Origin of the sequence: Verrucosispora sp. WMMA2044 (genome assembly GCF_027497155.1) — a bacterium.
Lineage (GTDB): Bacteria > Actinomycetota > Actinomycetes > Mycobacteriales > Micromonosporaceae > Micromonospora > Micromonospora palythoicola.
In genome coordinates this window covers 935,480-958,598 of the sequence record NZ_CP114913.1, presented here as the reverse complement: position 1 = coordinate 958,598, position 23,119 = coordinate 935,480, and the positions used below count along the sequence as shown (strand labels likewise).

The following is a 23,119-nucleotide window of genomic DNA, read 5'->3' as shown; positions in this document are numbered from 1 at the left end:
GCGATGTTGGCATAGGTCCGTCCCCGGCCCGCCTGACGACGCAAGGTGTCTGGGTGGGCGCCGGCCATGACCACCACCACGCTGCGGTCTCAACCGCCGCACACCGCCACTCCGGCCGGCTGTGGGCGGCGTTCGCCCTGCTCAGCGCCCTGATGCTGATCGAGGCAGGCACCGCTTTACGGACCGGTTCGCTGGCCCTGCTCTCCGACGCCGGGCACATGTTCACCGATGTGCTGGGCATCGGCATGGCCCTCGCGGCCGTGGCCGCCACCCGGCGGGCCGACACCGACCCACAACGCACCTTCGGGCTCTACCGGCTGGAGGTGCTCGCGGCCCTGGCCAACGCCGTACTGCTCTCCGGCGTCGCGGTGTACGTGCTGATCGAGGCGGTACGTCGATTCGGGGATCCGCCCGAGGTGCTCGCCGGCCCGGTTCTGGTGGTGGCGGCGCTCGGCCTGCTCGCCAACGTCGCCGCGTTCGCGCTGTTGCGCCCGGGGGCGCGGGAGAGCATCAACCTGCGGGGGGCCTACCTGGAGGTGCTGGCGGACCTGCTGGGCTCGCTGGGCGTGATCGCGGCCGCCCTGCTGATCGCCGTGACCGACTGGTGGTGGGCCGATCCGCTGGTGGCGGTCGCGATCGCCGTGTTCATCCTGCCCCGCACCTGGCGCCTGGGCCGGGCAGCGGTACGCATCCTGGTCCAGGCCGCACCGGAGCACCTGCAGGTCACCGCGGTGCACGACCGGCTGGCCGCGGTACCGGGCGTGGCCGGCGTCCACGACCTGCACGTCTGGACGTTGACCTCCGGAATGGAGGTCGCCTCCGCACACCTGACCGTCAGTCCGGACGCCGATGTCGGCACCGTCCTGGCGGCGGCCCGCTCGGCGCTGCACGAGGACTTCCAGATCGAACACGCGACCCTCCAGGTCGAGCCGCGTACCGACCCCGGGGGTTGCGGGTCGGTGCGGTGGTGACCAGGCCAATCGGAGAAAAGTAGGTTATTGTCCGATTTGCTCTGGTCTACTAGTCAACAACCGAACACCAGCAGTAACAGCAGCTGCACCGGTCACGTGCGCACCGGTAGGCTCTGACCCGGCCACCGCCAGGCGGCACCCACCGGTGCCGGCGGCGGCCGCCGCCTAATCGCCCGCCAGGGCGAACCGGGGAACCACGTTCCTGGGGTGTATCCGCGCCAGCGGTAGGGATCTTCCGTCCCGAACCCGTCAGCTAACCCGGTCGGCGGCTGACGGAAGGACATGTGCATGCCAGCAGTGGCAACGGTAAGACCGGCCGCCCGTACGGCGGCCCTGATCGCCGCCGCGCTCGCCCTCACCCTCGGCGTCGCGCTGGCTCCCTTCTCCCCAGCGACCGCCGCACCGCAGGCGTTGCGCGCGGCGGCACCGGGAGATGTGGACGACGAGGGCGGCACCCCGGCACTACGGGCCCAGTTGGAGGCGGCCAGCAAGGGCTATCTCGACGCCAAGACGGCGCTCGACCGCTCGGTGAAGCGACAGAAGAAGCTGGCCGAGCAGCTCAAGACGACCGAGAGCCAGGTCGCCGAGCGCGGTACCAAGGTCGCCGAGATCGCCGCGCAGGCGTACCGCACCGGACGGCTGGGTGCCGCGTCGGCGCTGCTCAACAGCGGGTCACCGGCCGGTTTCATGGACCGGGCGGCGGCGCTGGACGCGGTGGCCGCCAATGAGGACCGTGCGCTGCGGGAACTCCAGACCGCCCGGGACGAGGTCAGCGCCACCAAGCTGGCCCTGGACGCGGAGATCCAGGAACAGCGCAAGCAGGTGGCCGTGATGGCCAAGCGCAAGGACCAGGCCGAGCGGGCGTTGACCGTGGCCATCGAGCGGGACGAGGCGGCCGAGCGGGCCAGGGCCGCCGAACGGGCCGCCCGGTCACCGTCGCGTAGCGGCGGGTCGAGTCCCACCGCCAAGCCCGCTCCGCGTAACTCCGACGGGTCGTGGCCCTCGGAGTCGTGCAGCGTCAACGACCCCACCCCGGCCAACGGCTGCATCACCCCACGCACCCTGCACGCGCTGAAGCAGGCCAAGTCGGCTGGCTTCACCCGGTACGTCTCCTGCTACCGCTCCGGCGGCTCGGGCGAGCACCCGAAGGGTCGGGCCTGCGACTTCGCGGCCCAGAAGAAGGGCTTCGGCGGGGACGCGACCGGAGGTGACCGGACCTACGGCAACAACCTGGCGGCGTACTTCGTCAACAACGCCGACCGGCTCGCGGTGCTCTACGTGATCTGGTACAGGCAGATCTGGTTGCCCAGCAGCGGCTGGAAGTCGTACAGCGGTGCCCGCGGTGACCCGTCCAGCGACCACACCAACCACGTTCACCTGTCGGTGTACTGACCTCCTCGTCGCGCCGGGTGAACCGCTCTTCACGAGCGGTTCACCCGGCGTTGCGTTTTTCCGTCGGCCGGCCGGGCACCGTCCCTTCGGCGCGCGTCGACGCGTCTCGTTGGATACCGTCGTACCAGTAAGCGGTATTTGTCCGCTAGCGGGAGGAACGCCCATGGACGAGCGAATCGCCAGGCCCGGCGACGGTACGGACCACGGAGTGCGTTCATGAGCGGCCGCGTCATGATCTTCGCGCCGACCCCGCTGCTGACCGTCACCATCGACCAGCCGAGCGACGCACCGGAGCTGCACCTGCACCCGGGCGGGCAGGGGGTGTGGCAGGCCAGGATGGTGCTGTCCCTCGGCGTCGACGTGGTGCTCTGCGCGGCACTCGGGGGCGAGGTCGGGCAGGTGCTGGAGCCGTTGCTGGTCAGCGAGGGGGTCGACCTCAAGGTGGTGGCCCGCGACTCCGGTGGCACCGGCGGGTACGTGCACGACCGTCGCGAAGGTACCCGTCGGGAGGTCGTCGACGTGATCGGCCAACCGTTGAGCCGGCACGAGCTGGACGAGCTGTACAACCTCGCGCTCGGCGAGGGCCTGCGCGCGCCGGTGAGCGTGTTGAGCGGCCCGAACCATCCGTCCCTGGTCCCCGCCGACCTCTACCGGCGTTTTGCCGCCGATCTCGGCGCCAACGGCGGCCGGGTGGTGGTGGACCTCTGCGGCGAGCACCTGACGGCCGTCCTGGAAAGCGGGGTCTTCTTCCTCAAGGTCAGTCACGAGGAGCTGATCGCCGACGGGCGGGCCGAGGGCGACGACGAGGAACAGCTCACCCGCGCGATGTACGACCTGCACGCCTCCGGTGCCGAGAACGTGGTGGTCAGCCGGGCCGACAAGCCCGCGTTGGCACTCGTCGACGGCGAGGTGTTCACGGTGCGGATGCCGCGCCTGGAGGCGGCCGACCCCCGCGGGGCGGGCGACTCGATGACCGCCGGGGTCGCCGCCGTGGTGGCCCGGGGCGGCGATGTGCGCACGGCGATCCGTACCGGCGCGGCGGCCGGCGCACTCAACGTCACCCGGCACGGCCTCGGCACCGGCCGACTCGACTCGATCAACGGCCTCGTCGACCGGGTCCGACTCGAACCGGCGGGCAGCCGTCCGCAGGAGCGGACCACCCCCGACGAGCTGGCGCAACGGGCGGGTGGCCGGTGAGGCTACGGGTCCTGATCACCAACGATGACGGGATCGCCGCGCCGGGCATCCAGGCGCTGGCCCGGGCGGCCGTCGACCGGGGCCTGGACGTGGTGGTGGCCGCCCCGTTGGAGGAGGCCAGCGGCACCAGCGCCGCGATGAGCGCGGTGGAGCAGGACGGGCAGGTGGTGGTCCGCGAGCATCCGCTGCCGGAACTCGACGGCGTGCCGGCGTTCGGCGTCGGTGGCTCACCCGGGTTCATCGCGCTCATCGCCGTACACGGTGCCTTCGGACCGCCGCCGTCGGTGCTGCTGTCAGGAATCAACCGGGGCGCCAACGCGGGGCGCGCGGTGCTGCACTCCGGCACGGTGGGAGCCGCCTTCACCGCCGCCGCGAACGGCTGCCGGGCAATGGCGGTCTCGCTGGACGTGCTCTCGGCCGGTGAGGCGACTGCGGCCAGCGGCGGTGCCGCGGTGGCGGCCGCCGCCCGGGTACGCGACGCCGAACGGAACTGGGCCACCGCCGCCCGGGTCGCTCTGGACCTGCTGCCCCGGCTGACCGCAGCGCCGACGGAGAGCGTCCTGAACGTCAACTCGCCGGATCTACCGCTGGGTCGGCTGCGCGGGGTACGCCGGGCCACCCTGGCCACTTTCGGCCAGGTGCAGATGACCGTCGCCGAGTCCGGACACGGCTTCGTCCGCACGTCGTTGGAAGAGCCGGGCCAGGCGGTACAGCCCGGCACGGACCTGGCCCTGCTCGCCGACGGCTACGCCTCGGTGACCGCGGTGCGGGCGGTCACCGAGGTGGCTGACGTGGATCTGTCCGGCCTCGACGGGGAGTGATCCGCTCCCGTCGGCCAGTCGGGGCGGGTCAGGCCCCAGGGACTGCCTCGGAGGCCGTGGCGGCCCCGGCGTAGTAGGGCTCGGGCGCGCCGAAGAGACCGAGCAGACCGGTCACCCAGAGCTGCCGGTGGACGAACCGGCTCGGCTCGGTGACGATCAGCTTCACTCCGCTGACCTCGGCGGTCTGGAAACCGGCGACCATGGCGCTGATGCCGACCGAGTCGATGAAGGTGACCAGCCGCATGTTGAGCTCGATCCGGGCCGGCCGCCCCTTGGCCAGCACCTCGGCGATGGCCTCTTTCACCTCGTACGCGGTGTCGACGTCGATCTCGCCCCGAGGGGCGATCTCGATGACACCACCGGGCCGAACCGTCTGCAGGATCGACAGGCTCACGCGAGCACCTCCACTCGCCCGTACGACGGGCGCCTCATCAGTACGCGGGCCGCGACCGACAGTATTCCTTCAACCACCTCGGTCGCCACCCCTCGGGATGAGCAATTCACGGACAGGGGCAGGGTAAATCGCCCATATCCGAACTTTATTGGCTTTATCACTTGGCGCTCGGCCACGCCGACGCCGCCGAACCAGGGTAGCGGGCCGAGGCCATTCCCGTCGTTTCCCATCGGTGCCGGCGTGCCCCGAGAGAACCGGTCTGACCTGCGCGCGGCGGACGAGGGTGGCACGGTGTGCCTAGCATCACGGGTGACCCCTATGACGGGAGGACCATCATGCTTCGCAGACTCGCCGCGCTCGCCGGTGTCGGTGCCCTGCTCGCCCTCGTGCTGGCCTGCGGTTTCGGCGGTGGTGACGGTGACGACGACGATGACGACGACGACTTCGCCCGACCGGCGGTGGTGGCGGTGGTCACCGGCTGACCCCACCCGGCCGGCGAGCCCCACGCGGAGCACGCCCGGAGCACGCGCCGATTCCTCGGGGCCGGACGCCAGCAGCTGAGGGTTTGCGGCCGGGCCGGTGGGGGCACAGCCTCCGATGCGAACCGCCACCGGCCGGACAACGCCGCCGACAGCTGATGCGTGCACCGGCTCCGGCTCTGTCGAGGAGGGAACCATCATGTTCGGAACACATCTGCTGGACCGCCGTAGCAAGCCGGAGCGGATCGCGGACCAGGCGTGGCAACACCTCGTCTCAGCGGTGAACAGCGCGGGCGACAGCATCCGCGACACCGCCCGCACCGCCCGCCACAGCTCCGCCGGTCTCGCCGGTGACGCCGGAGACCTGGTCGAGTCGGCCGCCGAGGAGGCCCGGCACCGCGCCAGTCTCGCCTTCGACGCGCTCGCCGGACGGCGGCCGGCGCTGCCGTGGACGTTGCTCATCGGCGCCGCCCTGGTCGGTGCGGCGGTCGGCTGGGCGGCCGGCACCGCCGCACGCGCCGCCGGAAGTCGTGACCGGGCCATGGAGGACATCGAGTTCGTCGACGTGGACCGCCCCGACTCCCCCGCCGACCCCACCGCTCCCGTCAACTGACGCATCCGGTGACAACGGGCCCCGCCGACCGACCAGGCCGGGCGGGGCCCGTCGTGCTGCCGGCCGGCACCCTCACTTCTTGCCCCCGGGGAGCGCGGACGTCGGCCCGCGCACCATGTGTCGCCGGACCTGTCTCGGCCGCCGGCAGGGGCGTCGACGCCGTCCCTCGTCCGATCCGGGTGAGGCAGCCTCATCCGGACACCCACCAGGCTCGGTCGTGGCGGACCTGGCCTGCCGAGCCCGACACGGGTTGAGCGCCGGGGCCTGCCTGGGCCGGACCCGGTGCGGGTTCTGCGCCCAGGCCTGCCTGCGCCGGACCCGGCGCGGGTCAGCAGCGCGTGGGTGGTGGCGCCGCACCGCGCCACGGTGGCGTGCGTTCCGCGGCGGCCCTGCCGCGCGATCCGCGCCCACCCCTGCGGAGAAGGGAGTGACCGATGGCCAGCATCTCGACGATCAACCGCACCGATCAGGACATCCAGTCCGCGGTGCTCGACGAACTCGGCTGGGAGCCCCGGGTACGGCCGCACGAGATCGGGGTGGCCGTCACCGAGGGCGTGGTGACGCTGACCGGGCGGGTGGACAGCTACGCCAAGAAGTGGGCGGCCGAGCGTGCCGCGCACCGGGTCACGCAGGTGCGGGCGGTGGCCAACGACCTCGCGGTGCGACTGGTGACCGGTGCCGAACGCACCGACCCGGAGATCGCCGCCGCGGTCCAGCACGCCCTGCAGTGGCAGGCGTTCGTGCCGGTCGACGCGCTCGACGTGACGGTTTCCCAGGGCTGGGTCACCCTGCACGGCGAGGTCGAGTGGGAGTACCAGCGCCGCGCCGCCGAGCGGGCCGTCGGCCAACTGAACGGCGTACGCGGGGTCAGCGACGGCATGACCGTACGGCCGCCGGTACGCCCGGACGGTGCCCTCCTGGCCCGGCGCATCGTCGACGCGCTGGCCCGCAACCGTGCCACCGACGCCGAGCAGGTGACGGTACGCGTGCACGGCGACACGGTGCTGCTGGGCGGGCTGGTGCACTCGATGCCGGAACGCGCCGAGGTGGAACGGGTCGTCTGGTCCGCTCCCGGCATCCGTGAGGTGCAGAACCACATCGCGGTCGCCCCGGTGCTGCGCTGAGCCGTGGCGGAACCACCCGGGTCGGGTGAGCCGCGCTCACCCGACCGGGCCCGAGGCTGGGGGATATGACCGACCAGCTGACCACGCCCCTGCAGGTCACCGCGCGACTGCGCACCCCCGTCACGGAGCACGACCACATCCGTGGTCCGCACAGCGCACCGGTGACGATCGTCCAGTACGGCGACTTCCAGTGCCCCTTCTGCGGCCTGGCCCACGCCAACCTGACGGAGGTGTTGCGGCAGCGCGCCGACACCGTCCGGCACGTCTACCGCCACTTCCCGATCACCAACGTGCACCCGTACGCCGAGCGGGCCGCCGAGGCCGCCGAGGCCGCCGGGCGGCGGGGCAGGTTCTGGCAGATGCACGACTGGCTCTACGACCACCAGGACCAGTTGGATCCGGTGCACCTGACGCTCGGCGTCGAGCAGCTCGGCCTGCCCGTCGACGAGGTGGAGGCGGAGATCGGACGCCACGCACACGGCGACCGGATCCGGCACGACTTCGTCGGCGCCATTCGCAGCGGCGTGGACGCCACCCCCACCCTCTTCGTCAACGACATCCGCCACGACGCCGACTTCGCCCCGGCCACCCTGCTCGCCGCCGTCGACGCCGCCGCCGCCCCCTGACCCAGATTGATCATGAGGTTGTTGTCGCGCCACGCCGAACGGCGGGGACAACAACCTCATGATCGACGAGACGGTCGCGGGGTGGGGCGGGTCAGGGTGGGGCGGGTCAGATGAGACGGAGTTGGCGGGCGCGGCGGACGGCGTCGCGGCGGCGGGTCGCGTCGAGCTTGCGGTAGATGTTGCGGACGTGGGTCTTGACGGTGTTGACCGAGACCGACAGCTCCGCCGCGATCTCCACGTTGGAGAGGATGCTCTGCAGGTAACGCAGGATCGTCAGCTCCCGCTCGGTGAGCGGCTCGTCCAGCGGTGCCACCACCGCGTCGGCGGTGCCGGTGCCGCCCGTCGGCGCGGCCGGGGTGTCGGCGGCGCGTACCAGGTCGCTCACCAGAGACCAGTGGGCGGTGCCGGAGTCGAGATGGACGGCGAGCAGCTCCCGCACTCCCGGCTCGGCCCGCAGGAACGGGCGACGGTGATCGTCCGGTGCGGCCAGGTCCAGCGCCTGCTCCAACATCCGACCCGCCCGACGGTCGTCACCGGCCCGGACGGCCAGCACCGTGGCCAGCAGCGCGGCGTCGAGGCGCACCGGCAGCGGCCAGTCGGCCGCCGGTGCGGCGGTCCAGTCCGGCAGCAGCCGGTCGGCGGCACGTGGGTCGCCGGCCCGCAGCTCGGTCCGGGCCGCGGCGACGGCCAGCGCCGCTGACGCGCCGGTCGCCGGCTCGGTCGTCCGGTCGCCGGCCAGTTCCCGGGCGGTCTGCACGTCACCCCGCGCGCTGTGCAGATCCAGTTCGGCCGCGCGCAACAACGAGCCCAGCTCACCACCGCGCGCACCCCACCCGGCGCGGGCCTCCACCAGCAGCCGGTGACCGACGCTCAGCTCACCCTCGTCGTGACGCAGCCACGCGCGGCACCAGCCGGCGACCGCGCCGGGCACCGGTTCACCACCGGCCGGTGCGGCCAGCCCCAGGTGGGCCTCAGCCTCCGCCGGTTGGTCCCGGTGCAGCGCCACGACCGCCAGCGCCAGCTGCGCGTACCCGCAGTCGAGCAGCGCCGCCCAACCCTGGCACGGTGGCAGGGCCAGCGCCGACCGGGCCACCTCCTCGGCGGCCCGCAACTCCCCCATCAGCGCCGTCACCAGTGACCACCGGCTGGCGCAGACCAGCTCGGTGCGCGGGCGTGCCGCTGCCCGGGCGGCCGCCAGCGCTTGCGCGAAGCCGGTGGCCGCCCCGGCCAGATCGCCCTCGTCCAGGGCGAGCAGGGCCAACGCGGTGCCGGCCACCGCCCGCACGTCGGCGTCCTCACCGGCGTGTCCCCGCATCGCCGCGACACCGCTGCCGGCCACCACCGCCGCCGGTCCAGCAACGTCGGCCGGCGGCGGCTCGGCGCCGACCGTCGGCGTCGCCGGGTCGGCGCCCTCGGTCGAGGGCATCCCCAGGCCGGCCGGCGCCGCTGGGGCGTCGCCACTCTTGACCGCCCGCGTGGCGGAGGACGCGACGGCGCGTACGGTCGGCGGGTCGCCGGCCGGGTGTCCCTCGTCGGTGGCGAGCAGACGGGCGGCGGCGGACCGTGTCGCCTGCGGGTCGCCGGCCAGCCGGGCCAGGGTGAGTTCGATCGCGGCGACCAGCCGATCGAACCGGGTTCGACGTGGTTGCGGCAGCCGCCGGGTGTGCCCGCCGGCCTGCCGCAGGTATGCCACGGCCGCTGCGGCATCGCCGTCGAGGGCGCGTTCGGCGGCGCAGGCCAGCGCGAGTTCGGGGTCACGCTGCACCGCTTCCGGCGGGGGTGGCGAGGGCGCCGGCCCGACACCGGCCGGTCGCCCGTAGGGCACCAGCTCCGGCCACTGGATCACGAACAGATCGGTGGCTGCCGTCCAGTCACCGGCGGCGAGCGCGTGCCGCAACGCGGCGGCGGGCCGGGCGTTGCCGGCATACCAGCCGGCCGCCCGCAGGTGCAGGTCGCGCAGCTCATCCACCGGCAACCGGGCCAGTTCGCGGTGCAGCAGGTCGGCCAGGAGCGGATGGCACCGGTACCAGGCCGGCCGGCCGCCGTCGTGGTGCAGCAGACCGCTGTCGTCGGCCAGCGTGCTCAGGCGTTCCTCGGCGTCGGTGGCACCGCTGAGCGCGGCGGCCAGATCCGCGCAGACGGCGTCGACGATCGCCGCTCGGCGCAGCAGTTCACGGTCCGTCGGCGCCAACCCGGCCAACGGCTCCGCCCGTAGATATCCGGCGATCTCCGGCTGGTCGGCGCCGAGTTCGCTGATCCACCGCTCCGGGTCCGGTCGGTCGCGCAGGGCGAGTGCGGCGATCCGCAGTACGGCCGCCCATCCCCCGGTCCGCTGCCGCAGCCGGGCCACGGCGGCGGCCGGTACGGCCACCCCGTGCGCGGTGAGCAGGTCGGCGATCTCGTCGCCGGTGAAAGCCAGGTCGTCCGGACCGATCTCGGTCAGTTCCCCGGCCAGCCGCAGCCGGTGCACCGCCAGCGGCGGACCGCTCCGTCCGGCCGCCACCAACCGCAGCCGCTGCTCACTGTGGCGCAGCAGGAACTCCAGGCCGGCCAGCGCCGCCGGTTCGGTGATCCGGTGCAGGTCGTCCACGATCAGCACCACCGACCGTTCCCGGGCGGCAAGGGCGGCGGCGAGGATCTCCAACTCGTCCGGGCGCGGCGCCCGGTCCGGCAGCGGCGTTTCCGCCGGATCCACGACGGAACGCAGCGCCGCACCGAGGTACGACCAGAGGCGGTCCGGGTCGTCACCCGCCTCGACCGACACCCAGGCCGGCACCGGGGCGTCCGGGTCAGCCTCCTGCCGGGTCCGCCGCCAGGTGGCGAGCAGCGTGGTCTTGCCCCACCCGGCGGGTGCCCGGAGCAGGGTGACCGGGCGGCTCACCGCCTCGTCGAGCAACCGGGCCAGCCGGGGCCGCAGGACCGTCGGTTCTCCCGGCACGGCGGGTGCCAGCCGGGAGGCCAGCAGGGGTGGGCCGCCCGGTGCTCGGACCGCCGTGTCGGCCCGGACGGTGCTGCGGTCATCCGGCATCCGGCCCACCCCCACGGACGCGTGTTTCCTCCCCAGGTCCTGCGGCGGGCGGTTACCCGACCCGCGACGGTTCACCCCTTTCGGGGGAACCGGGTTCACCCGGAACCCGGCGACGCTCGCGATGAGCTGGGCGGACGCGTCGCGGATCCCACCGGATCGACCGCCGACGCCGCTCGGCGCGACGGCACGACACGGCCGCAGGCGGGAGTCGGAGGTACGAGTGGGACGGTTCGGGACAGTTGTCGCGGTGGCCGGCGCTCTCGGCGTGGCGGCGGCCCGGGCCGCGCGTACCGCCGTCACCCGGCAGCGGGCCCGGCCCGCCCGGCGCTCGGCAGGCTGGCAGGTGGCGACGATCGACCGGCCGCCGGAGCAGGTGCTGCCCGCCGCGGTCTGGCCGGAGCCGCTGCGCCGCCTCGACGGGGCCGTCGAGGTCGCGGTGCGGCGGGCGCCGGGCGGCCGGGGCACCGAACTGGCGGCCCGGCCACGGCCGCACGCGGCCTGGCCCGGGCTCGCCGCGCACCTGGTGGGCGACGATCCCGGCCTGCTGGTACGACGGACGCTGTGGCAGGTCAAGCAGCTCGCCGAGACCGGTGAGGTGCTGCGTGCCGACCGCATGCCGGGCGAGCGCGGGCCGGTGGTGCCGGTCGGCACCTCCCCACCGCCGACGGACGGGCGGTCACGGTGAGAGCGCTGTGCTGGACCGCCGACGGCGAGTTGGCCGTACGCCAGGTCCCCGATCCGGAGCTGCGCAACGACCACGACGTGATCGTCCGGGTGCGGCGCAGCGCCACCTGCGGCGCCGACCTGCCGCTGCTCACCGGCCAGGCGCCCGGCCTGGCCGCCGGTGACGTGCTCGGCCACGAGTTCCTCGGCGACGTGGTCGAAGTGGGCGCCGCGGTACGCCGGCACCGGATCGGCGACCGGGTCGTGGTCTGCGCCTCGGTGGCCTGCGGTGCCTGCTGGTACTGCCGGCAGGGGCTACCGTCGTGCTGCGACAACGGCAGCACCGATCCGAGCACGAGCGAGGCGGAGTGGGGTCATCCGGTGGCGGGCTGTTTCGGCCAGCCTCGAGCCGCAGGTGGCTTCGCCGGCAGCCACGCCGAGTACGTACGGGTGCCCTACGCCGATGTCGGGGCGTTCCCGGTGCCGGAGTCCGTCGGTGACGACCGGGCCCTGTTCGCCTCGGACGCCGCACCGGCCGGCTGGTTGGGCGCCGAGGCGGGCGAGGTGCGGCCCGGTGACGTGGTGGCGGTGTGGGGAGCGGGCGCGGTCGGTCAGCTCGCCGCCCGGGCGGCCTGGCTGCTGGGCGCCGAGCGGGTGGTCGTCGTCGACCGGCACCCCGCGCGGCTGCTGATGGCGCGGCAGCACGTCGGTGCCGAGACCATCGACCGGCGGAACGCCGATGTCACGGCACAGCTGCGGGAGCTCAGCGGTGGCCGGGGACCTGACGTGTGCGTCGAGGCGGTCGGCGGGCCCGCCGGGGAACACCGATCGCTCGCCGACCGGTTCACCGGCCGCGCCCGGGTGCCGGAGGCGGTCCGGGAGGCGGTGTACGCCTGCCGCAAGGGTGGCCGCGTCTTCGTGCTCAACGGCGGTGTCCGTCATGTCGACGCGTTCCCGGCCGGCGCCGTGGTGCACAAGGGGCTGGCCGTGCGCGGCGGACGCCAGCACGGCCAGCGACACATCCCGATGCTGCTGGACCGGATGGCCCGCGACGAGCTGCGTACCGAGTACCTGGCCACGCACCATTTCCCGCTGGACCGGGCCGCCGAGGGATACGCCCTGTTCCGGGACCGGCCGCAGGAGTGCGTGCGCGCGGTGTTCACCCCGCACTGACCGGCGACGGGCGGACCGGCGGCGACGATGGCATGATCGCGGGATGGCTGCCCAACGGTCGTACGACGTGGTGCTGTTCGGGGCGACCGGGTTCACCGGCGGGCTCACCGCACGCTACCTGGCCCGGCACGCGCCGCCCGGGTTGCGCTGGGCGATCGCCGGGCGCAATCCCGACAAGCTGGCCACGGTCCGGGACCAGCTGGCCGCGATCGATCCGTCGCTGGCCGGGTTGCCGCTGCTCACCGCCGACGTCACCGACCCCGCCTCGCTGCGCGCCGTGGCCACCGACGCCCGGGTGGTGGCCAGCACCGTCGGCCCGTACGTCCAGCACGGTGAACCGCTGGTGGCCGCCTGCGCCGCCGCCGGCACCGACTACCTCGACATCACCGGCGAGCCGGAGTTCGTCGATCGGACGTACCTGCGCCACCACGCCGAGGCGGTACGCACCGGCGCTCGGCTGGTGCACGCCTGCGGCTTCGACTCGATCCCGCACGACCTCGGTGTCTGGTTCACCGTCAAACAGCTTCCCGCCGACGCCGCGATAACCGTGGACGGGTACGTACGTGCGGGCGGGCGGTTCTCCGCGGGTACGTACCACTCGGCGCTGACCGCCTTCTCCCGTACCGCCGAGGCGTCGCGGGCGGCCCGCGAACGCCGCGCCGCCGAGCCTCGCCCCACCGACCGCCGGGTCCGGGCCGTGCCGGGCCGGCTGGCCCGCTCGCGGGACCTGCCGGTCTGGGCGGTGCCGCTGCCGACGATCGACCCGCAGGTGGTCCGCCGCTCGGCGGCGGCCCGCCCCGAGTACGGTCCGGACTTCCGCTACCGGCACTTCGCCGCGGTGCGGCGGCTGCCGACGGTGCTGGCCGCCGGCGCGGGGCTCGGTGCCGTGGTCGGGCTGGTGAAGCTGCCGCCGACCCGACGCTGGCTGCTCGGTCGGCTCGCCTCCGGGCAGGGACCGAGCGCCGAGCAGCGGGCGAAGTCGTGGTTCAGAGTGCGGTTCGTCGGCGTCGGCGGCGGTCGCCGCGTGGTGACGGAGGTGGCCGGCGGCGACCCCGGCTACGACGAGACCGCGAAGATGCTCGCCGAGTCGGCGCTCTGCCTGGCCTGCGACGACCTGCCGGCCACCGCCGGTCAGGTCACACCGGTCACCGCGATGGGCGACGCGCTGCTGCACCGACTCACCGCCGCCGGCATCACCTTCCGGACGTTGGAGGAAGGAACGGCGCCTTCCTGACCTCTGCCGGGCCCCGCGAGCCGGTCGGGCTTGACCCTCGACCAGGTCGAGGGGGCAGGATCGGGCCGTGGACAGTGACCTGCGCAGCATCGGAGAGCTGGCCCGGGCCAGTGGGCTGACGGTGAGCGCGCTGCGGTTCTACGACGCCGCCGGGGTGCTGATCCCGGTCCGGGTCGATCCGGTCACCGGGTACCGCTGGTACGCCGACGACCAGGTGGCACCGGCCCAGCTGGTGGCCGGGCTGCGTCGGATCGGCCTGCCGGTCGCCGAGATCGCCCGGGCGGTACGCGCGGAACCTCCGGTGGTGCACCGCCTGATCGAGTCGCACCTCGGGCGGCTGGCGGACGGGCTGGCCGAGGCGCGTGCCGAGGCCGCCCGGATCCGTCGCCTGCTCACCGCCGACCATGCCCCGCAGGTCACCCGGCTCGTCCTGGCCGGGCAGGAACTGTCCGCCGCCGTGGACGCCGTGCGGTTCGCGGTCGGCACCGACCCGGCGCTGCCGGGACTGGCCGGTGTGCTGCTCGACGTGACCGACGAGGGTGTCCGGCTGGTGGCGACCGACCGGCACCGGATGGCGGTGGCGACGGCCGGTGCGGCGGTACGCGGTCCGGCGGTGCGGGCGCTGCTGCCGGTGGCCGCCGTCGACCGGTTGCGCCGGCTGTCCGGCGAGGCGGCCACCGGCGAGGTGCGGCTGACGCTGGTCGGCCGGCAGGTCGTCGCCGACGTCGCCAGGCGTCGGTTGCGGGTGACGACCCTGCCGTACGACTTCCCCGACTACCACGCCCTGTTGCCGGGAACGACGGGCGCGCCGGCCCGCCGGGTGCCGGTCGACGCGCCGTGGCTGGTCGCCGCACTGCGCTCCGGCACCCCCACGGTGACCCGTGAACACGCGGGCGGCCCGCTGCCGGTGACCGTGCTGGGGCTGGGTGGCCGGGACCCGCTACGCCTGCTCGGCCCGGACGAACTGGCCGACAGCGGTGCCGGTCGGGCCGAGGTGGAGCTGCGGGTCGGCGTCAACGGGGAGTACCTGCTCGACGCGTTGCGCGCGGCGGGTGGCCCGCGCCTGGTGCTGGAACTGGACGGCCCGGTCACCCCGCTGGCCATCCGCCGCCCCGACGATCCGGCCGCCTTCTCCGTCCTGATGCCGATCCGGCTCTGACCGCCGGATCCGGGGAAGCGGGTGCGGGAGGCGGGGCGATTCGGGCGCGACGGTAGCATCTGGAGGTCCACCCGAGCCCGGACGGAGGCGTACGGAGCAGCATGCTCGACATGGAGTTGATCCGGAAGGATCGCGACGCGGTGGCGGCCGCGCTGGCGAAGCGGCTGGACGCCGCCGAGGTCGACCGGGTGCTGGCGGAGATCCAGCAGCTCGACCGGGAGCGCCGCCGGCTGATCACGGAGATCGACGGGGAACGCCAGCGCCGCAAGGCCGAGGCCCGGGCGTACGCGCAGGCGAAACGGGCCGGTGTCGAGCCGCAGGTCACCTCGGAGGCCGGTCGGAAGCAGGTCGCCGAACTCGAGGCGGAACTCGACGAGGTGCAGGCGCGGCTGCACACCACCATGAGCGAGCTGCCCAACCTGCCGGCCGAGGACGTGGTGCCCGGCGGCAAGGAGGCCAACCGGGTGGTGAAGACCTTCGGTGCGCCACCGGCCATCGAGAAGGTCCGCGACCATGTCGAGTTGAGCCGGATGCTGGGTCTGGTCGACCACGAACGCGGCGTCAAGCTCGGCGGCTCCGGCTTCTGGATGTACACCGGCCTGGGTGCCCGGTTGGAGTGGGCGCTGGTCAACTGGCTGATCGAGCGGAACATCGAGGCCGGGTACGAGTTCCTCCTGCCGCCGCACCTGCTGCTGGACAGCGCCGGTTTCGCCGCCGGCCAGTTCCCCAAGTTCTACGACGACGTGTACCACCTGGACAAGCAGTCCGCGCCGCGCGGACAGTTCCTGCTGCCGACGGCGGAGACGGCGATCCTCGGTGCGTACCAGGACGAGATCCTGGAGACCGCGAAGCTGCCGCTGAAGGTGTTCGCGTACACCCCGTGCTACCGGCGCGAGGCGGCCGGCTCGCACTCCGACGAGCGGGGCACCGTGCGGGGCCACCAGTTCAACAAGGTGGAGATCTTCCAGTTCACCCTGCCCGAGCAGGCCGACGCGGCGCTGGAGCAGATGGTCAGCCATGCGGAGAGCCTGGTCGAAGGGCTGGGTCTGCACTACCAGCGCAGCCTGCTCGCGGCCGGCGATTCCAGCGCCTCGATGCGTAAGACGCTGGACATCGAGGTGTGGATGCCCAGCACCGGGAAGTACAAGGAGGTCTCGTCGGTCTCCTGGGGCGGTGACTACCAGGCCCGCCGGGCGGCGATCCGCTACCGCGAGCCGGGGGGCAAGCAGACCCGCTTCGTGCACACCCTCAACGGCTCGGCCCTGGCCACCAGCCGCCTCCTCCCGGCCATCCTGGAACAGTTCCAGCAGCCCGACGGCTCGGTCCTGGTCCCCGAAGTCCTCCGCCCCCGCCTCAACACCGACCGCCTGACCCCCTGACCCTCTGACCCTTTGATCTACTCACGTTGATCATGAGGTTTGCGGCACTTTTGGAGATCGACAGTGCCGTCAACCTCATGATCAACGCGGAGGGGCGGGGGGGGGACCTGGGGTGGGGGCCGGGGTCAGGTGGCGGCTAGGGCGGTTACTCGGCGGGTCAGGTCTTCGCCGTCGAGCCAGCCCTGGTGGATGATTCGGCCGTCGCGGTCGATGATGACGAAGGTGCTCTGCTCGACCACCTCGAAGCGGCGCCAGATCGTCCCCGCACGGTCCTCGATCTGCGGCATCGGGCCCAGTTCGAACTCGGTGACGAAGTCGGTCATCGCCTTGCGTTCGCCGAGTCCCGCGACACCGATGATCGGCACGGTCTCCCGGAAGCCGGGCTCGATCTCGGCGATCGTCCACGCCTGGCTGGCGCAGGTGGCACACCAGGGTGCCCAGAACCAGAGCACCACCGGCAGGCCGGCCAGGGCGGCGGCGTCGAAGGCCGCGCCGCCCAGGGTGGTGCCGGTGAACCGCAGGGTGTCCGGTACCGGCACGGTCGGCCCGGTCGACGGGGACGCGGTGTCGACGGTGGTGGCCGGCGGGCCACCGGCCGGCGGGGCCGCCCCGGCGTCCGGACCGGCACCGCATCCGGCGGTGGCCAGCACGGCGGCGAGCAGGACGGCGGTGGCCGCCCCGGTTGACCGCCCCGTCGGTGAAAGCGACCCCATCCGCGTCTCCCTCGATTCGCTCACCCGTCAGCCGGGCAGCGGAGCCGCCACGGTCGGCGGGCTCAGGCCTGGGTCAGCCGCAGCGCCAACGCCGGGCAGACCTTCACCGCCTTCACCGCGCCCTCCCGCAACCAGGTCGGTACGGGGGTGGGCGGGAACGCGGGGTATCCGTTCTGGTCGAGCCGGATGAAGTCCGGCACCACATGGGCGCAGAGGCCGTGCCCGTCACACCGGGACCAGTCCAGGACCAGCTTCTGCGGGTCGGGATCGGGAGCGCCGGGCAGGCCCATCATGCCCTTGACCCGCCGACCGCAGCCCTCACCGGTGGTGTGCTTCTTCAGGTCTTCGGCGAAGACCTCCATCGCCGAGAGCGCGAATCGGGACGTACCGTCGGGGTGGCTGCACGCGCCACGGCCCTTGACGTCGCCGGCGGCGGCCCGGACGACCTCCACCGGCGCGCTGCCGGAAACCGCCAGGTCGACGGCGCGGGCCAGGTCGGGCAGCCCGCGCTTGCACGGGCCGCACTGCCCGGCGGACTCCCCGGCCAGGTAACGCACCACCTGCGCTGCCTCGCCCAGTGGGCAGGTGTCGTCGGCGAGCGGGACGATGATGCCGGCGCCGAGCGTGCCACCGACCGCGGCGAGACCCTTGCGGGAGACCTCGGCCCGCTCGGCCGCCTCCCGGGTGGTCCACTTGCCGTGGTAGCCGCCCATCAGGATGCCGGGGCCGTCCGGCACCTCGCACAGTTCGAGGATCTCGGCCAACGGGGTGCCGGCCGCGCACTCCACCACCGCGTGGCGTTTCGCCGCGCCGGTGACGCTGAGCAGCACCGTGCCGGGTTCGTCGTCGGTGCCGAGCGCCGCGTACTCGTACGGGCCCAGCCGGGCGGCGACCGCCACCTGGGCGTACGTCTCGGCGTTCGACAGCAGGGTCGGCAGCCCACCGACACCGGAGTCGCTGGCACGCTTCTTGGTGCCGGGCGGGATGTGCGGCAGCCCGTTGATCCCGTTCACCAGCGCGCCGCCCTCACCACTGATGAACCGGTGCGGCACCGTCACGACGCTCGTCGGCACCGGCATCCGGCGCTCGTCGAGGGCCTCCATCAGGGAGTCCCGGCCGACCATGTCGTCGGCCACACAGAGCACGATCTCCTCGGCGTCCAGCGCGAACGCGGCGAGCGCGGCACCGTCGAGGATCAGGTGCGGCGCCCGGGTGAGCAGGACCTTGTCCTTCCAACTGGCCGGCTCGCCCTCGGTGGCGTTGACCACCACCACGGGCGGCAGATCCTGGCGTTCACAGGACTCCAACACCGCCCGCAGCTTGCGAGCGAACGGGAAGCCGGCCCCGCCCTTGCCCTTGAGCTGGATGCCCTCGGCCAGACGCAGCAGGTTGGACGGCTCCATCGGACTGATCGGGCCGTGCACCTTCTCGTGGGCGCGCAGGTCGAGCCGGCCGAACTCGGCGAACCCCGCGGTGAGCCGGGGCTCACCGACGGCGGCCACCGGAGGAACGGTGGTCCGCGTCGTCACTTGGCCTCGCCCCGCAGCCCGGCCCAGTAGGCGCCGTCCACCGAATCCGGATCGGCCCGGCGGCGGCGCCGGCTCTCCGCCGACGAGGCCCGGCGGGCACGCCGGGAGGCCAGGTCGACCAGGGTGGGAGTGTCGTCGTCGGCCACGTCGTCCGGGGCGTACCGCGCCGGCGGGCGCCAGTAGTCGGTCTCCGCCTCCGGCAGGTCGTCCTCGGCGCTGTGTCGCCCTCCGCCGCTACGCGGCTCGGCGGAGATGGGTGCACCGGAGATCGGGCCGGCCGAGATCGGGTTGCTCGACTCCCACCGGCGAGGGCTGTCCCAGGGCTCCTCCGGCTCGTCGACCACGCGCTGCGGTGGTGCCGAGTACCGACTGTCGGTCCGGGAGCGGCGGGAGCGGCCGTACTCCTCCTCGTCGTCGGAGTCGCGGCGGCGGCGACGCACCGGCTCCTCGTACTCCATCAGATCCTCGTCGCGACGGGACACGCGGCGGCCCACCGGCTCGCGCTCCTCCTCGCGCCGCGACCGGCGGCCGGTCGGTTCCTCGTCGCGCCGCGACCGGCGTACCACCGGCTCCAGGTCCTCTTCGACCCGCGCCGTACGCCGCCCGCTGGTCTCCAGCTCCTCGTCGCGGCGGGAGGCACGCCGGCTGACCGGCTCGGCGTCGCGGCGCCGGCGCGCCACCGGTTCCAGCACCTCGGTCTCGCGGCGTACGACGCGCTCCAGTTCCTCCTCCTCGCGGCGGGAGGCACGCCGGACGACCGGCTCGAACTCCTCGTCGCGACGGTCCCGGCCGGACCGGACGGGCTCGCGCAGCGTGCCCGGCTCGGGGACCACCGGCACGGTGAACCGTTCCGGGTCGTTGCGCCGGATGGTGGGGCTGGCCCAGGTCCCGGAGGTGCTGTCGGCCCAGCTCGTGTCGCGGCGGACCCGCTTCTCCCCGCCGTCGTCGGCTTCCTCGCGCCGGCCGGTCAGGGTGCCCAGCAGGGACTTGCCCCGGGTCTCCTCGGTGGACTTGGCCCCGCTCATGACCTCGTTCAGCACCGCGGCCTGCTGTTGCTCGCGGCTGCGCCGTTGCAGGGTGACCGAGAGACGGACCATCAGGGCGAGCACGACCAGCACCACGCAGGCGAAGTAGCTCAGGCCCACCCAGGTGGCGGGCGGACGGCCGGCGAGCAGACCGTGGAAGATGGCGAACGGCCAGGAGACGTACGCCATGGAGTGCAGGGCACGCCACACCCACTTCGGACCGGCGTCGGCGAACCGGGCCCGGATGATCCCGGTCCAGAGCACACCCACCATGAGCAGCGCGGCGATGGTGCCCAGCCCGACGTAGAGGCCTCGGCCACCGACGAACGGCACGGCGGCGTCGGTAACCCCCGCCCGACCGCTGGCGATCTTCGTGATGACGTGGAAGGCCAGTCCGGCCACGCCGAGGATGCCGGTCGCCCGGTGCGCGGACTGCAACAGCACCCGGTGCCGGATGAGCAGCACCAGCCGATCGGTGGCGATCAGCCCCATCATCACCGTGAGGCTCAGCGCGACAAGCGCGATCACGCCGGCGAAGAACTCGGTAAAGAAGAAGCCCATCGCGTACATCTTCTGGCCCGCGCCGGTGAGCATCGTCAACGCCCACAACGCGGCGAGCCCGGACGCGGAGAGCGCCATGATCTGGCCGCGGGACCGGACGCGGATCCCTCGACTGCTGCTGCTGGTACGTACGGCAGCTGCCTTCTCGTTCTGCGTAGCCCGGACCATCTGCTCCTCGATCGTCTCGCGGCGGCGCACCGCCGGCCGACCCTGTTCCCCATTCCAGTACGCAGCGCGGCTCCGGTCGGATCAGTGTCGTAAGAAAAAATCTCGCCGAGTTGTCGAACCGCCCCGCCGCCCGGCGCGTATAACGGCCCCGCGCCGACCGTCCACACCAGTGCATTGACAGGCGTTGAAATCGGCTTGTAACCTTTCTGAAATTTTCAGTCCCGGTTGCAAGGTCCGGGCAACCCGCACCACCTCCCCGTCCCCCGGCACCCCTGGAGCACCCGATGCATCGACGTCGACTCCGCCCGGCGATCGTCGCCCTCGCCCTGATCGCCGGTCTCCTCGCCCCCGGCATGGTGACCGCACCCCCGGCCGTCGCCGCCCCGAGCGGCGGCAAGAAGGTCATCGCCAACCTCTTCGAGTGGAACTGGCCCTCCGTCGCCAGCGAGTGCGGCAGCACCCTCGGCCCGAAGGGCTACGGCTACGTCCAGGTCTCACCACCGCAGGAGCACGTACGCGGCAACCAGTGGTGGGTGGCCTACCAGCCGGTCAGCTACCGGATCGAATCCCGCAAGGGCACCCGCGCACAGTTCAAGTCCATGGTCGACGCCTGCCACGCGGCCGGCGTGAAGGTGATCGTCGACGCGGTCATCAACCACATGTCCGGCCAGACGGGCGGCGGCACCGGGTGGGCCGGCTCGTCCTACCAGCACCACGTCTACCCCGGCATCTACCAGTCGCAGGACTTCCACTACTGCGGGCGCAACGGCAACAACGACATCGTCAACTACAACGACCGCTACGAGGTGCAGAACTGCGAGCTGGTCAACCTCTCCGACCTGAAGACGGAGTCCGACTACGTCCGCTCCCGGCTGGCCGCGTACCTCAACGACCTGCTGTCGCTCGGGGTGGACGGCTTCCGGCTGGACGCCAGCAAGCACATGCCGGCGGCCGACATCGCCAACATCCGCAGCCGGCTCAGCCGGTCGGCGTACATCGTGCAGGAGGTCATCTACGGCGCGGGCGAGCCGATCACGCCGAACGAGTACACCGGCAACGGTGACGTGCACGAGTTCCGCTACGGCAAGGACCTGGCCCGGGTGTTCCGCTCCGAGCGGCTGGCGTACCTGCGCAACTTCGGCGAGGGCTGGGGACACCTGCCCACCGGCGTCTCCTCGGTCTTCGTGGACAACCACGACACCCAACGCGACGACGGCGGTGTGCTCACCTACCGCGACCGGGGTATCTACGCCCTCGCGAACGCGTTCATGCTGGCCTGGCCGTACGGCTCCCCGACGGTGATGTCGAGCTACACCTTCAGCAGCCGCGACGCCGGCCCGCCCTCGGATGGCGGCAACAAGACGCTCAACACGGTCTGCTACTCCGGGTGGGAGTGCGAGCACCGCTGGCCGGTGATCGCGAACATGGTCGGCTTCCGCAACGCCACCGAGGGCACCGGGGTCAGCAACTGGTACGACAACGGCAACAACCACATCGCCTTCAGCCGCACCGGCCGCGGCTACATCACCATCAACGACGAGGGCTCCGCGATCAACGGCCGCTCCTACTACACGGGGCTGCCCGCCGGCCGCTACTGCGACGTCATCCACGGCACCTTCACCAACGGCACCTGCTCCGGCCCGGTGATCACCGTCGACGCCAACGGCTGGTTCGCCGCCAACATCCCCGCCCACGACGCCATAGCCCTCCACCTCAACGCCCGCCTCCCCTAACACCCCCCACCCACCCCCCACCCCCACCCCCACCCCGCCCGACCACCGCTGTTGATCAAGAAGTTTCGGTCGCCTCGCGCCGGCATCCCGACCCAAACTTCTTGATCAACGCGGCGGGCGGGGGCGGGAGGCGGGGGTGCTGGGAGGGTTGGTTTTTGGGGAGGTTTGGGGGGTTTTGGGGGTATGGTGGGCGGGTGGGGTTTTTGGGGGTTATGGGGTCGCGGGGGCGGCGTGGGGTCGCTGTCGGGGTCGGCGTGGCGGTGCTGATGGGTGGGGCCGCGTACACCGGGTGGGCGCTGACTCCGGCCCCCGAGACGACGCCGGTCGCCGGGCCAACCGCCGGGGCGGTGCTGCCGACCGCGGAGGTGCCGCCGTCCACGGACGCCGAGCGGGTGCTGCCCGCCGCGCCCGCACCGGACGGGCTGCCGGAGATCGACTACGACCCCGCTCCCGCAGGTTTTCCCGACGACCCGGACGCCCTCGACGCCGCACCGCTGACCCAGGGCCTGCACCCGACCCGCAGGATCGCGGCGTACGACGCGCCCGGCGGGCGGCCGCTGGCGTTTCTGATGCCGACGATCAGCGAGGTGGAACTGACCGTGCCGATCGCCCGCCGCGAGTCCGGCTGGACAGCGGTGCTGCTGCCCTCGGCCAACCGCAAACTGGCTTGGCTACCACCCGGCGGCTTCCGTACCGTCGCGCTGCGCGACCAGATCGTGGTGGAACGAACCCCGTTCCGACTCACCTGGTACCGCGACGGCGCCGCGCAGCGCTCCTGGCAGGTCAGTCTCGGCCAGCGCGGCCAGGAAACCCCGCTCGGCCGGACCTTCGTGCTGGGCCGCACCCCACCGCCGGAGTCGGTCTACGGCGGGGTGGACATCTACGCCCTCGGCTCGATCCCCGACGATCTGGACTCGGTGCCGGCCGGACTGCGCGGCGCACACATCGGCATCCACACCTGGTACCACGACGGCGAGCTGGGTCAGCAGACCACCAACGGTTGCATCCGACTGACCGCCAGCGGCCAGCGCCTGCTACTGGAGAAGCTGCGTCCGGGCACGCCGGTGGTCGTCATCGACGAACTGCCCGACCCACCACCCACCGCCTGAGCCCACGCCCCGCTAGCGTGCCGTCCCG

The 23,119-nt window shown here is 73.0% G+C and carries 20 protein-coding genes and 1 riboswitch; of the genes, 15 read left to right on the top strand and 5 right to left on the bottom strand.

The window, feature by feature from the left end:
* The first annotated feature begins 53 nt into the window (after positions 1 to 53).
* The 4 genes from O3597_RS04415 (at position 54) to O3597_RS04400 (ending at position 4,381) form a co-directional block, all read left to right on the top strand.
* The gene (locus O3597_RS04415) at positions 54 to 971 is read left to right on the top strand and encodes a cation diffusion facilitator family transporter (protein ID WP_281603310.1); all 918 of its coding nucleotides are present in this window, start codon (positions 54 to 56) and stop codon (positions 969 to 971) included.
* Positions 972 to 1,123: 152 nt separating this feature from the next.
* Positions 1,124 to 1,255: riboswitch (cyclic di-AMP (ydaO/yuaA leader) on the top strand.
* A gap of 4 nt (positions 1,256 to 1,259) precedes the next feature.
* Complete coding sequence (locus O3597_RS04410) at positions 1,260 to 2,363, top strand: hypothetical protein (protein WP_164449342.1); 1,104 nt, start codon at positions 1,260 to 1,262, stop codon at positions 2,361 to 2,363.
* A 216-nt stretch (positions 2,364 to 2,579) separates the two neighbouring features.
* Complete coding sequence (locus tag O3597_RS04405; protein ID WP_208021003.1) at positions 2,580 to 3,560, top strand: PfkB family carbohydrate kinase; 981 nt, start codon at positions 2,580 to 2,582, stop codon at positions 3,558 to 3,560.
* A complete protein-coding gene (locus O3597_RS04400; RefSeq protein ID WP_281581969.1) occupies positions 3,557 to 4,381 on the top strand; it encodes a 5'/3'-nucleotidase SurE in 825 nt (274 codons plus the stop codon). Before O3597_RS04405 ends, O3597_RS04400 begins: the two co-directional genes overlap by 4 nt.
* A gap of 28 nt (positions 4,382 to 4,409) precedes the next feature.
* On the opposite strand, the gene O3597_RS04395 is transcribed toward O3597_RS04400, so the two are convergent.
* Entirely contained in the window at positions 4,410 to 4,775 is a 366-nt protein-coding gene (locus tag O3597_RS04395) for an STAS domain-containing protein (protein WP_164449344.1), read from the bottom strand.
* Positions 4,776 to 5,110: 335 nt separating this feature from the next.
* Between O3597_RS04395 and O3597_RS04390 the strand changes: the two genes are divergently transcribed.
* The 4 genes from O3597_RS04390 to O3597_RS04375 all read left to right on the top strand — a co-directional run bounded on the left by O3597_RS04390 (position 5,111) and on the right by O3597_RS04375 (position 7,617).
* Complete coding sequence (locus O3597_RS04390) at positions 5,111 to 5,257, top strand: hypothetical protein (RefSeq protein WP_281581970.1); 147 nt, start codon at positions 5,111 to 5,113, stop codon at positions 5,255 to 5,257.
* Between the two features lie 196 nt (positions 5,258 to 5,453).
* Positions 5,454 to 5,867 (top strand): hypothetical protein, encoded by a 414-nt coding sequence (locus tag O3597_RS04385; protein WP_164449346.1) that lies wholly within the window; start codon positions 5,454 to 5,456, stop codon positions 5,865 to 5,867.
* A 434-nt stretch (positions 5,868 to 6,301) separates the two neighbouring features.
* Positions 6,302 to 6,991, top strand: coding sequence for a BON domain-containing protein (locus O3597_RS04380; RefSeq protein ID WP_164449347.1), 690 nt, complete (start codon positions 6,302 to 6,304; stop codon positions 6,989 to 6,991).
* A gap of 77 nt (positions 6,992 to 7,068) precedes the next feature.
* A complete protein-coding gene (locus O3597_RS04375; RefSeq protein WP_164449373.1) occupies positions 7,069 to 7,617 on the top strand; it encodes a thioredoxin domain-containing protein in 549 nt (182 codons plus the stop codon).
* 106 nt (positions 7,618 to 7,723) lie between these two features.
* On the opposite strand, the gene O3597_RS04370 is transcribed toward O3597_RS04375, so the two are convergent.
* Entirely contained in the window at positions 7,724 to 10,645 is a 2,922-nt protein-coding gene (locus tag O3597_RS04370) for a LuxR C-terminal-related transcriptional regulator (protein ID WP_281603309.1), read from the bottom strand.
* A 265-nt stretch (positions 10,646 to 10,910) separates the two neighbouring features.
* Here O3597_RS04370 and O3597_RS04365 point away from each other — a divergent pair, with 265 nt between their 5' ends.
* The 5 genes from O3597_RS04365 (at position 10,911) to serS (ending at position 16,253) form a co-directional block, all read left to right on the top strand.
* Positions 10,911 to 11,330 (top strand): hypothetical protein, encoded by a 420-nt coding sequence (locus tag O3597_RS04365; protein ID WP_281604472.1) that lies wholly within the window; start codon positions 10,911 to 10,913, stop codon positions 11,328 to 11,330.
* Positions 11,327 to 12,481, top strand: a complete 1,155-nt coding sequence (locus O3597_RS04360) for an alcohol dehydrogenase catalytic domain-containing protein (RefSeq protein ID WP_164449540.1) — start codon at positions 11,327 to 11,329, stop codon at positions 12,479 to 12,481. Before O3597_RS04365 ends, O3597_RS04360 begins: the two co-directional genes overlap by 4 nt.
* A 43-nt stretch (positions 12,482 to 12,524) precedes the next feature.
* Positions 12,525 to 13,715, top strand: coding sequence for a saccharopine dehydrogenase NADP-binding domain-containing protein (locus O3597_RS04355; RefSeq protein WP_269737669.1), 1,191 nt, complete (start codon positions 12,525 to 12,527; stop codon positions 13,713 to 13,715).
* A gap of 67 nt (positions 13,716 to 13,782) precedes the next feature.
* Complete coding sequence (locus tag O3597_RS04350; protein WP_281603308.1) at positions 13,783 to 14,874, top strand: MerR family DNA-binding transcriptional regulator; 1,092 nt, start codon at positions 13,783 to 13,785, stop codon at positions 14,872 to 14,874.
* Between the two features lie 101 nt (positions 14,875 to 14,975).
* Positions 14,976 to 16,253 (top strand): serine--tRNA ligase, encoded by a 1,278-nt coding sequence (gene serS / locus O3597_RS04345; protein WP_164449539.1) that lies wholly within the window; start codon positions 14,976 to 14,978, stop codon positions 16,251 to 16,253.
* 125 nt (positions 16,254 to 16,378) lie between these two features.
* Here the strand turns inward: serS and O3597_RS04340 are convergent, their stop codons facing one another.
* The 3 genes from O3597_RS04340 to O3597_RS04330 form a co-directional block, all read right to left on the bottom strand.
* Positions 16,379 to 16,966 (bottom strand): redoxin family protein, encoded by a 588-nt coding sequence (locus tag O3597_RS04340; RefSeq protein ID WP_164449538.1) that lies wholly within the window; start codon positions 16,964 to 16,966, stop codon positions 16,379 to 16,381.
* 62 nt (positions 16,967 to 17,028) lie between these two features.
* Positions 17,029 to 18,495 (bottom strand): NADH-quinone oxidoreductase subunit NuoF family protein, encoded by a 1,467-nt coding sequence (locus O3597_RS04335; RefSeq protein WP_281603307.1) that lies wholly within the window; start codon positions 18,493 to 18,495, stop codon positions 17,029 to 17,031.
* On the bottom strand, positions 18,492 to 20,279 hold the full coding sequence (locus O3597_RS04330; protein WP_281603306.1) for a ferric reductase-like transmembrane domain-containing protein: 1,788 nt from the start codon (positions 20,277 to 20,279) through the stop codon (positions 18,492 to 18,494). Before O3597_RS04330 ends, O3597_RS04335 begins: the two co-directional genes overlap by 4 nt.
* Positions 20,280 to 20,533: 254 nt before the next feature.
* On the opposite strand from O3597_RS04330, the gene O3597_RS04325 reads away from it, so the two are divergent.
* Both O3597_RS04325 and O3597_RS04320 read left to right on the top strand, forming a co-directional pair.
* On the top strand, positions 20,534 to 21,982 hold the full coding sequence (locus O3597_RS04325; RefSeq protein WP_164449536.1) for an alpha-amylase family protein: 1,449 nt from the start codon (positions 20,534 to 20,536) through the stop codon (positions 21,980 to 21,982).
* 254 nt (positions 21,983 to 22,236) lie between these two features.
* Entirely contained in the window at positions 22,237 to 23,091 is an 855-nt protein-coding gene (locus O3597_RS04320) for a L,D-transpeptidase family protein (protein ID WP_281603305.1), read from the top strand.
* Positions 23,092 to 23,119 lie beyond the last annotated feature (28 nt).

What these genes read in the sequence shown, in the direction of transcription:
- O3597_RS04410 (WP_164449342.1), top strand. Translation starts at nt 1,260, where the DNA reads ATGCCAGCAGTGGCAACGGTAAGACCGGCCGCCCGTACGGCGGCCCTG.
- O3597_RS04405 (WP_208021003.1), top strand. Translation starts at nt 2,580, where the DNA reads ATGAGCGGCCGCGTCATGATCTTCGCGCCGACCCCGCTGCTGACCGTC.
- O3597_RS04390 (WP_281581970.1), top strand. Translation starts at nt 5,111, where the DNA reads ATGCTTCGCAGACTCGCCGCGCTCGCCGGTGTCGGTGCCCTGCTCGCC.
- O3597_RS04385 (WP_164449346.1), top strand. Translation starts at nt 5,454, where the DNA reads ATGTTCGGAACACATCTGCTGGACCGCCGTAGCAAGCCGGAGCGGATC.
- O3597_RS04380 (WP_164449347.1), top strand. Translation starts at nt 6,302, where the DNA reads ATGGCCAGCATCTCGACGATCAACCGCACCGATCAGGACATCCAGTCC.
- O3597_RS04370 (WP_281603309.1), bottom strand. Translation starts at nt 10,645, where the DNA reads ATGCCGGATGACCGCAGCACCGTCCGGGCCGACACGGCGGTCCGAGCA.
- O3597_RS04355 (WP_269737669.1), top strand. Translation starts at nt 12,525, where the DNA reads ATGGCTGCCCAACGGTCGTACGACGTGGTGCTGTTCGGGGCGACCGGG.
- serS (WP_164449539.1), top strand. Translation starts at nt 14,976, where the DNA reads ATGCTCGACATGGAGTTGATCCGGAAGGATCGCGACGCGGTGGCGGCC.
- O3597_RS04340 (WP_164449538.1), bottom strand. Translation starts at nt 16,966, where the DNA reads ATGGGGTCGCTTTCACCGACGGGGCGGTCAACCGGGGCGGCCACCGCC.
- O3597_RS04325 (WP_164449536.1), top strand. Translation starts at nt 20,534, where the DNA reads ATGCATCGACGTCGACTCCGCCCGGCGATCGTCGCCCTCGCCCTGATC.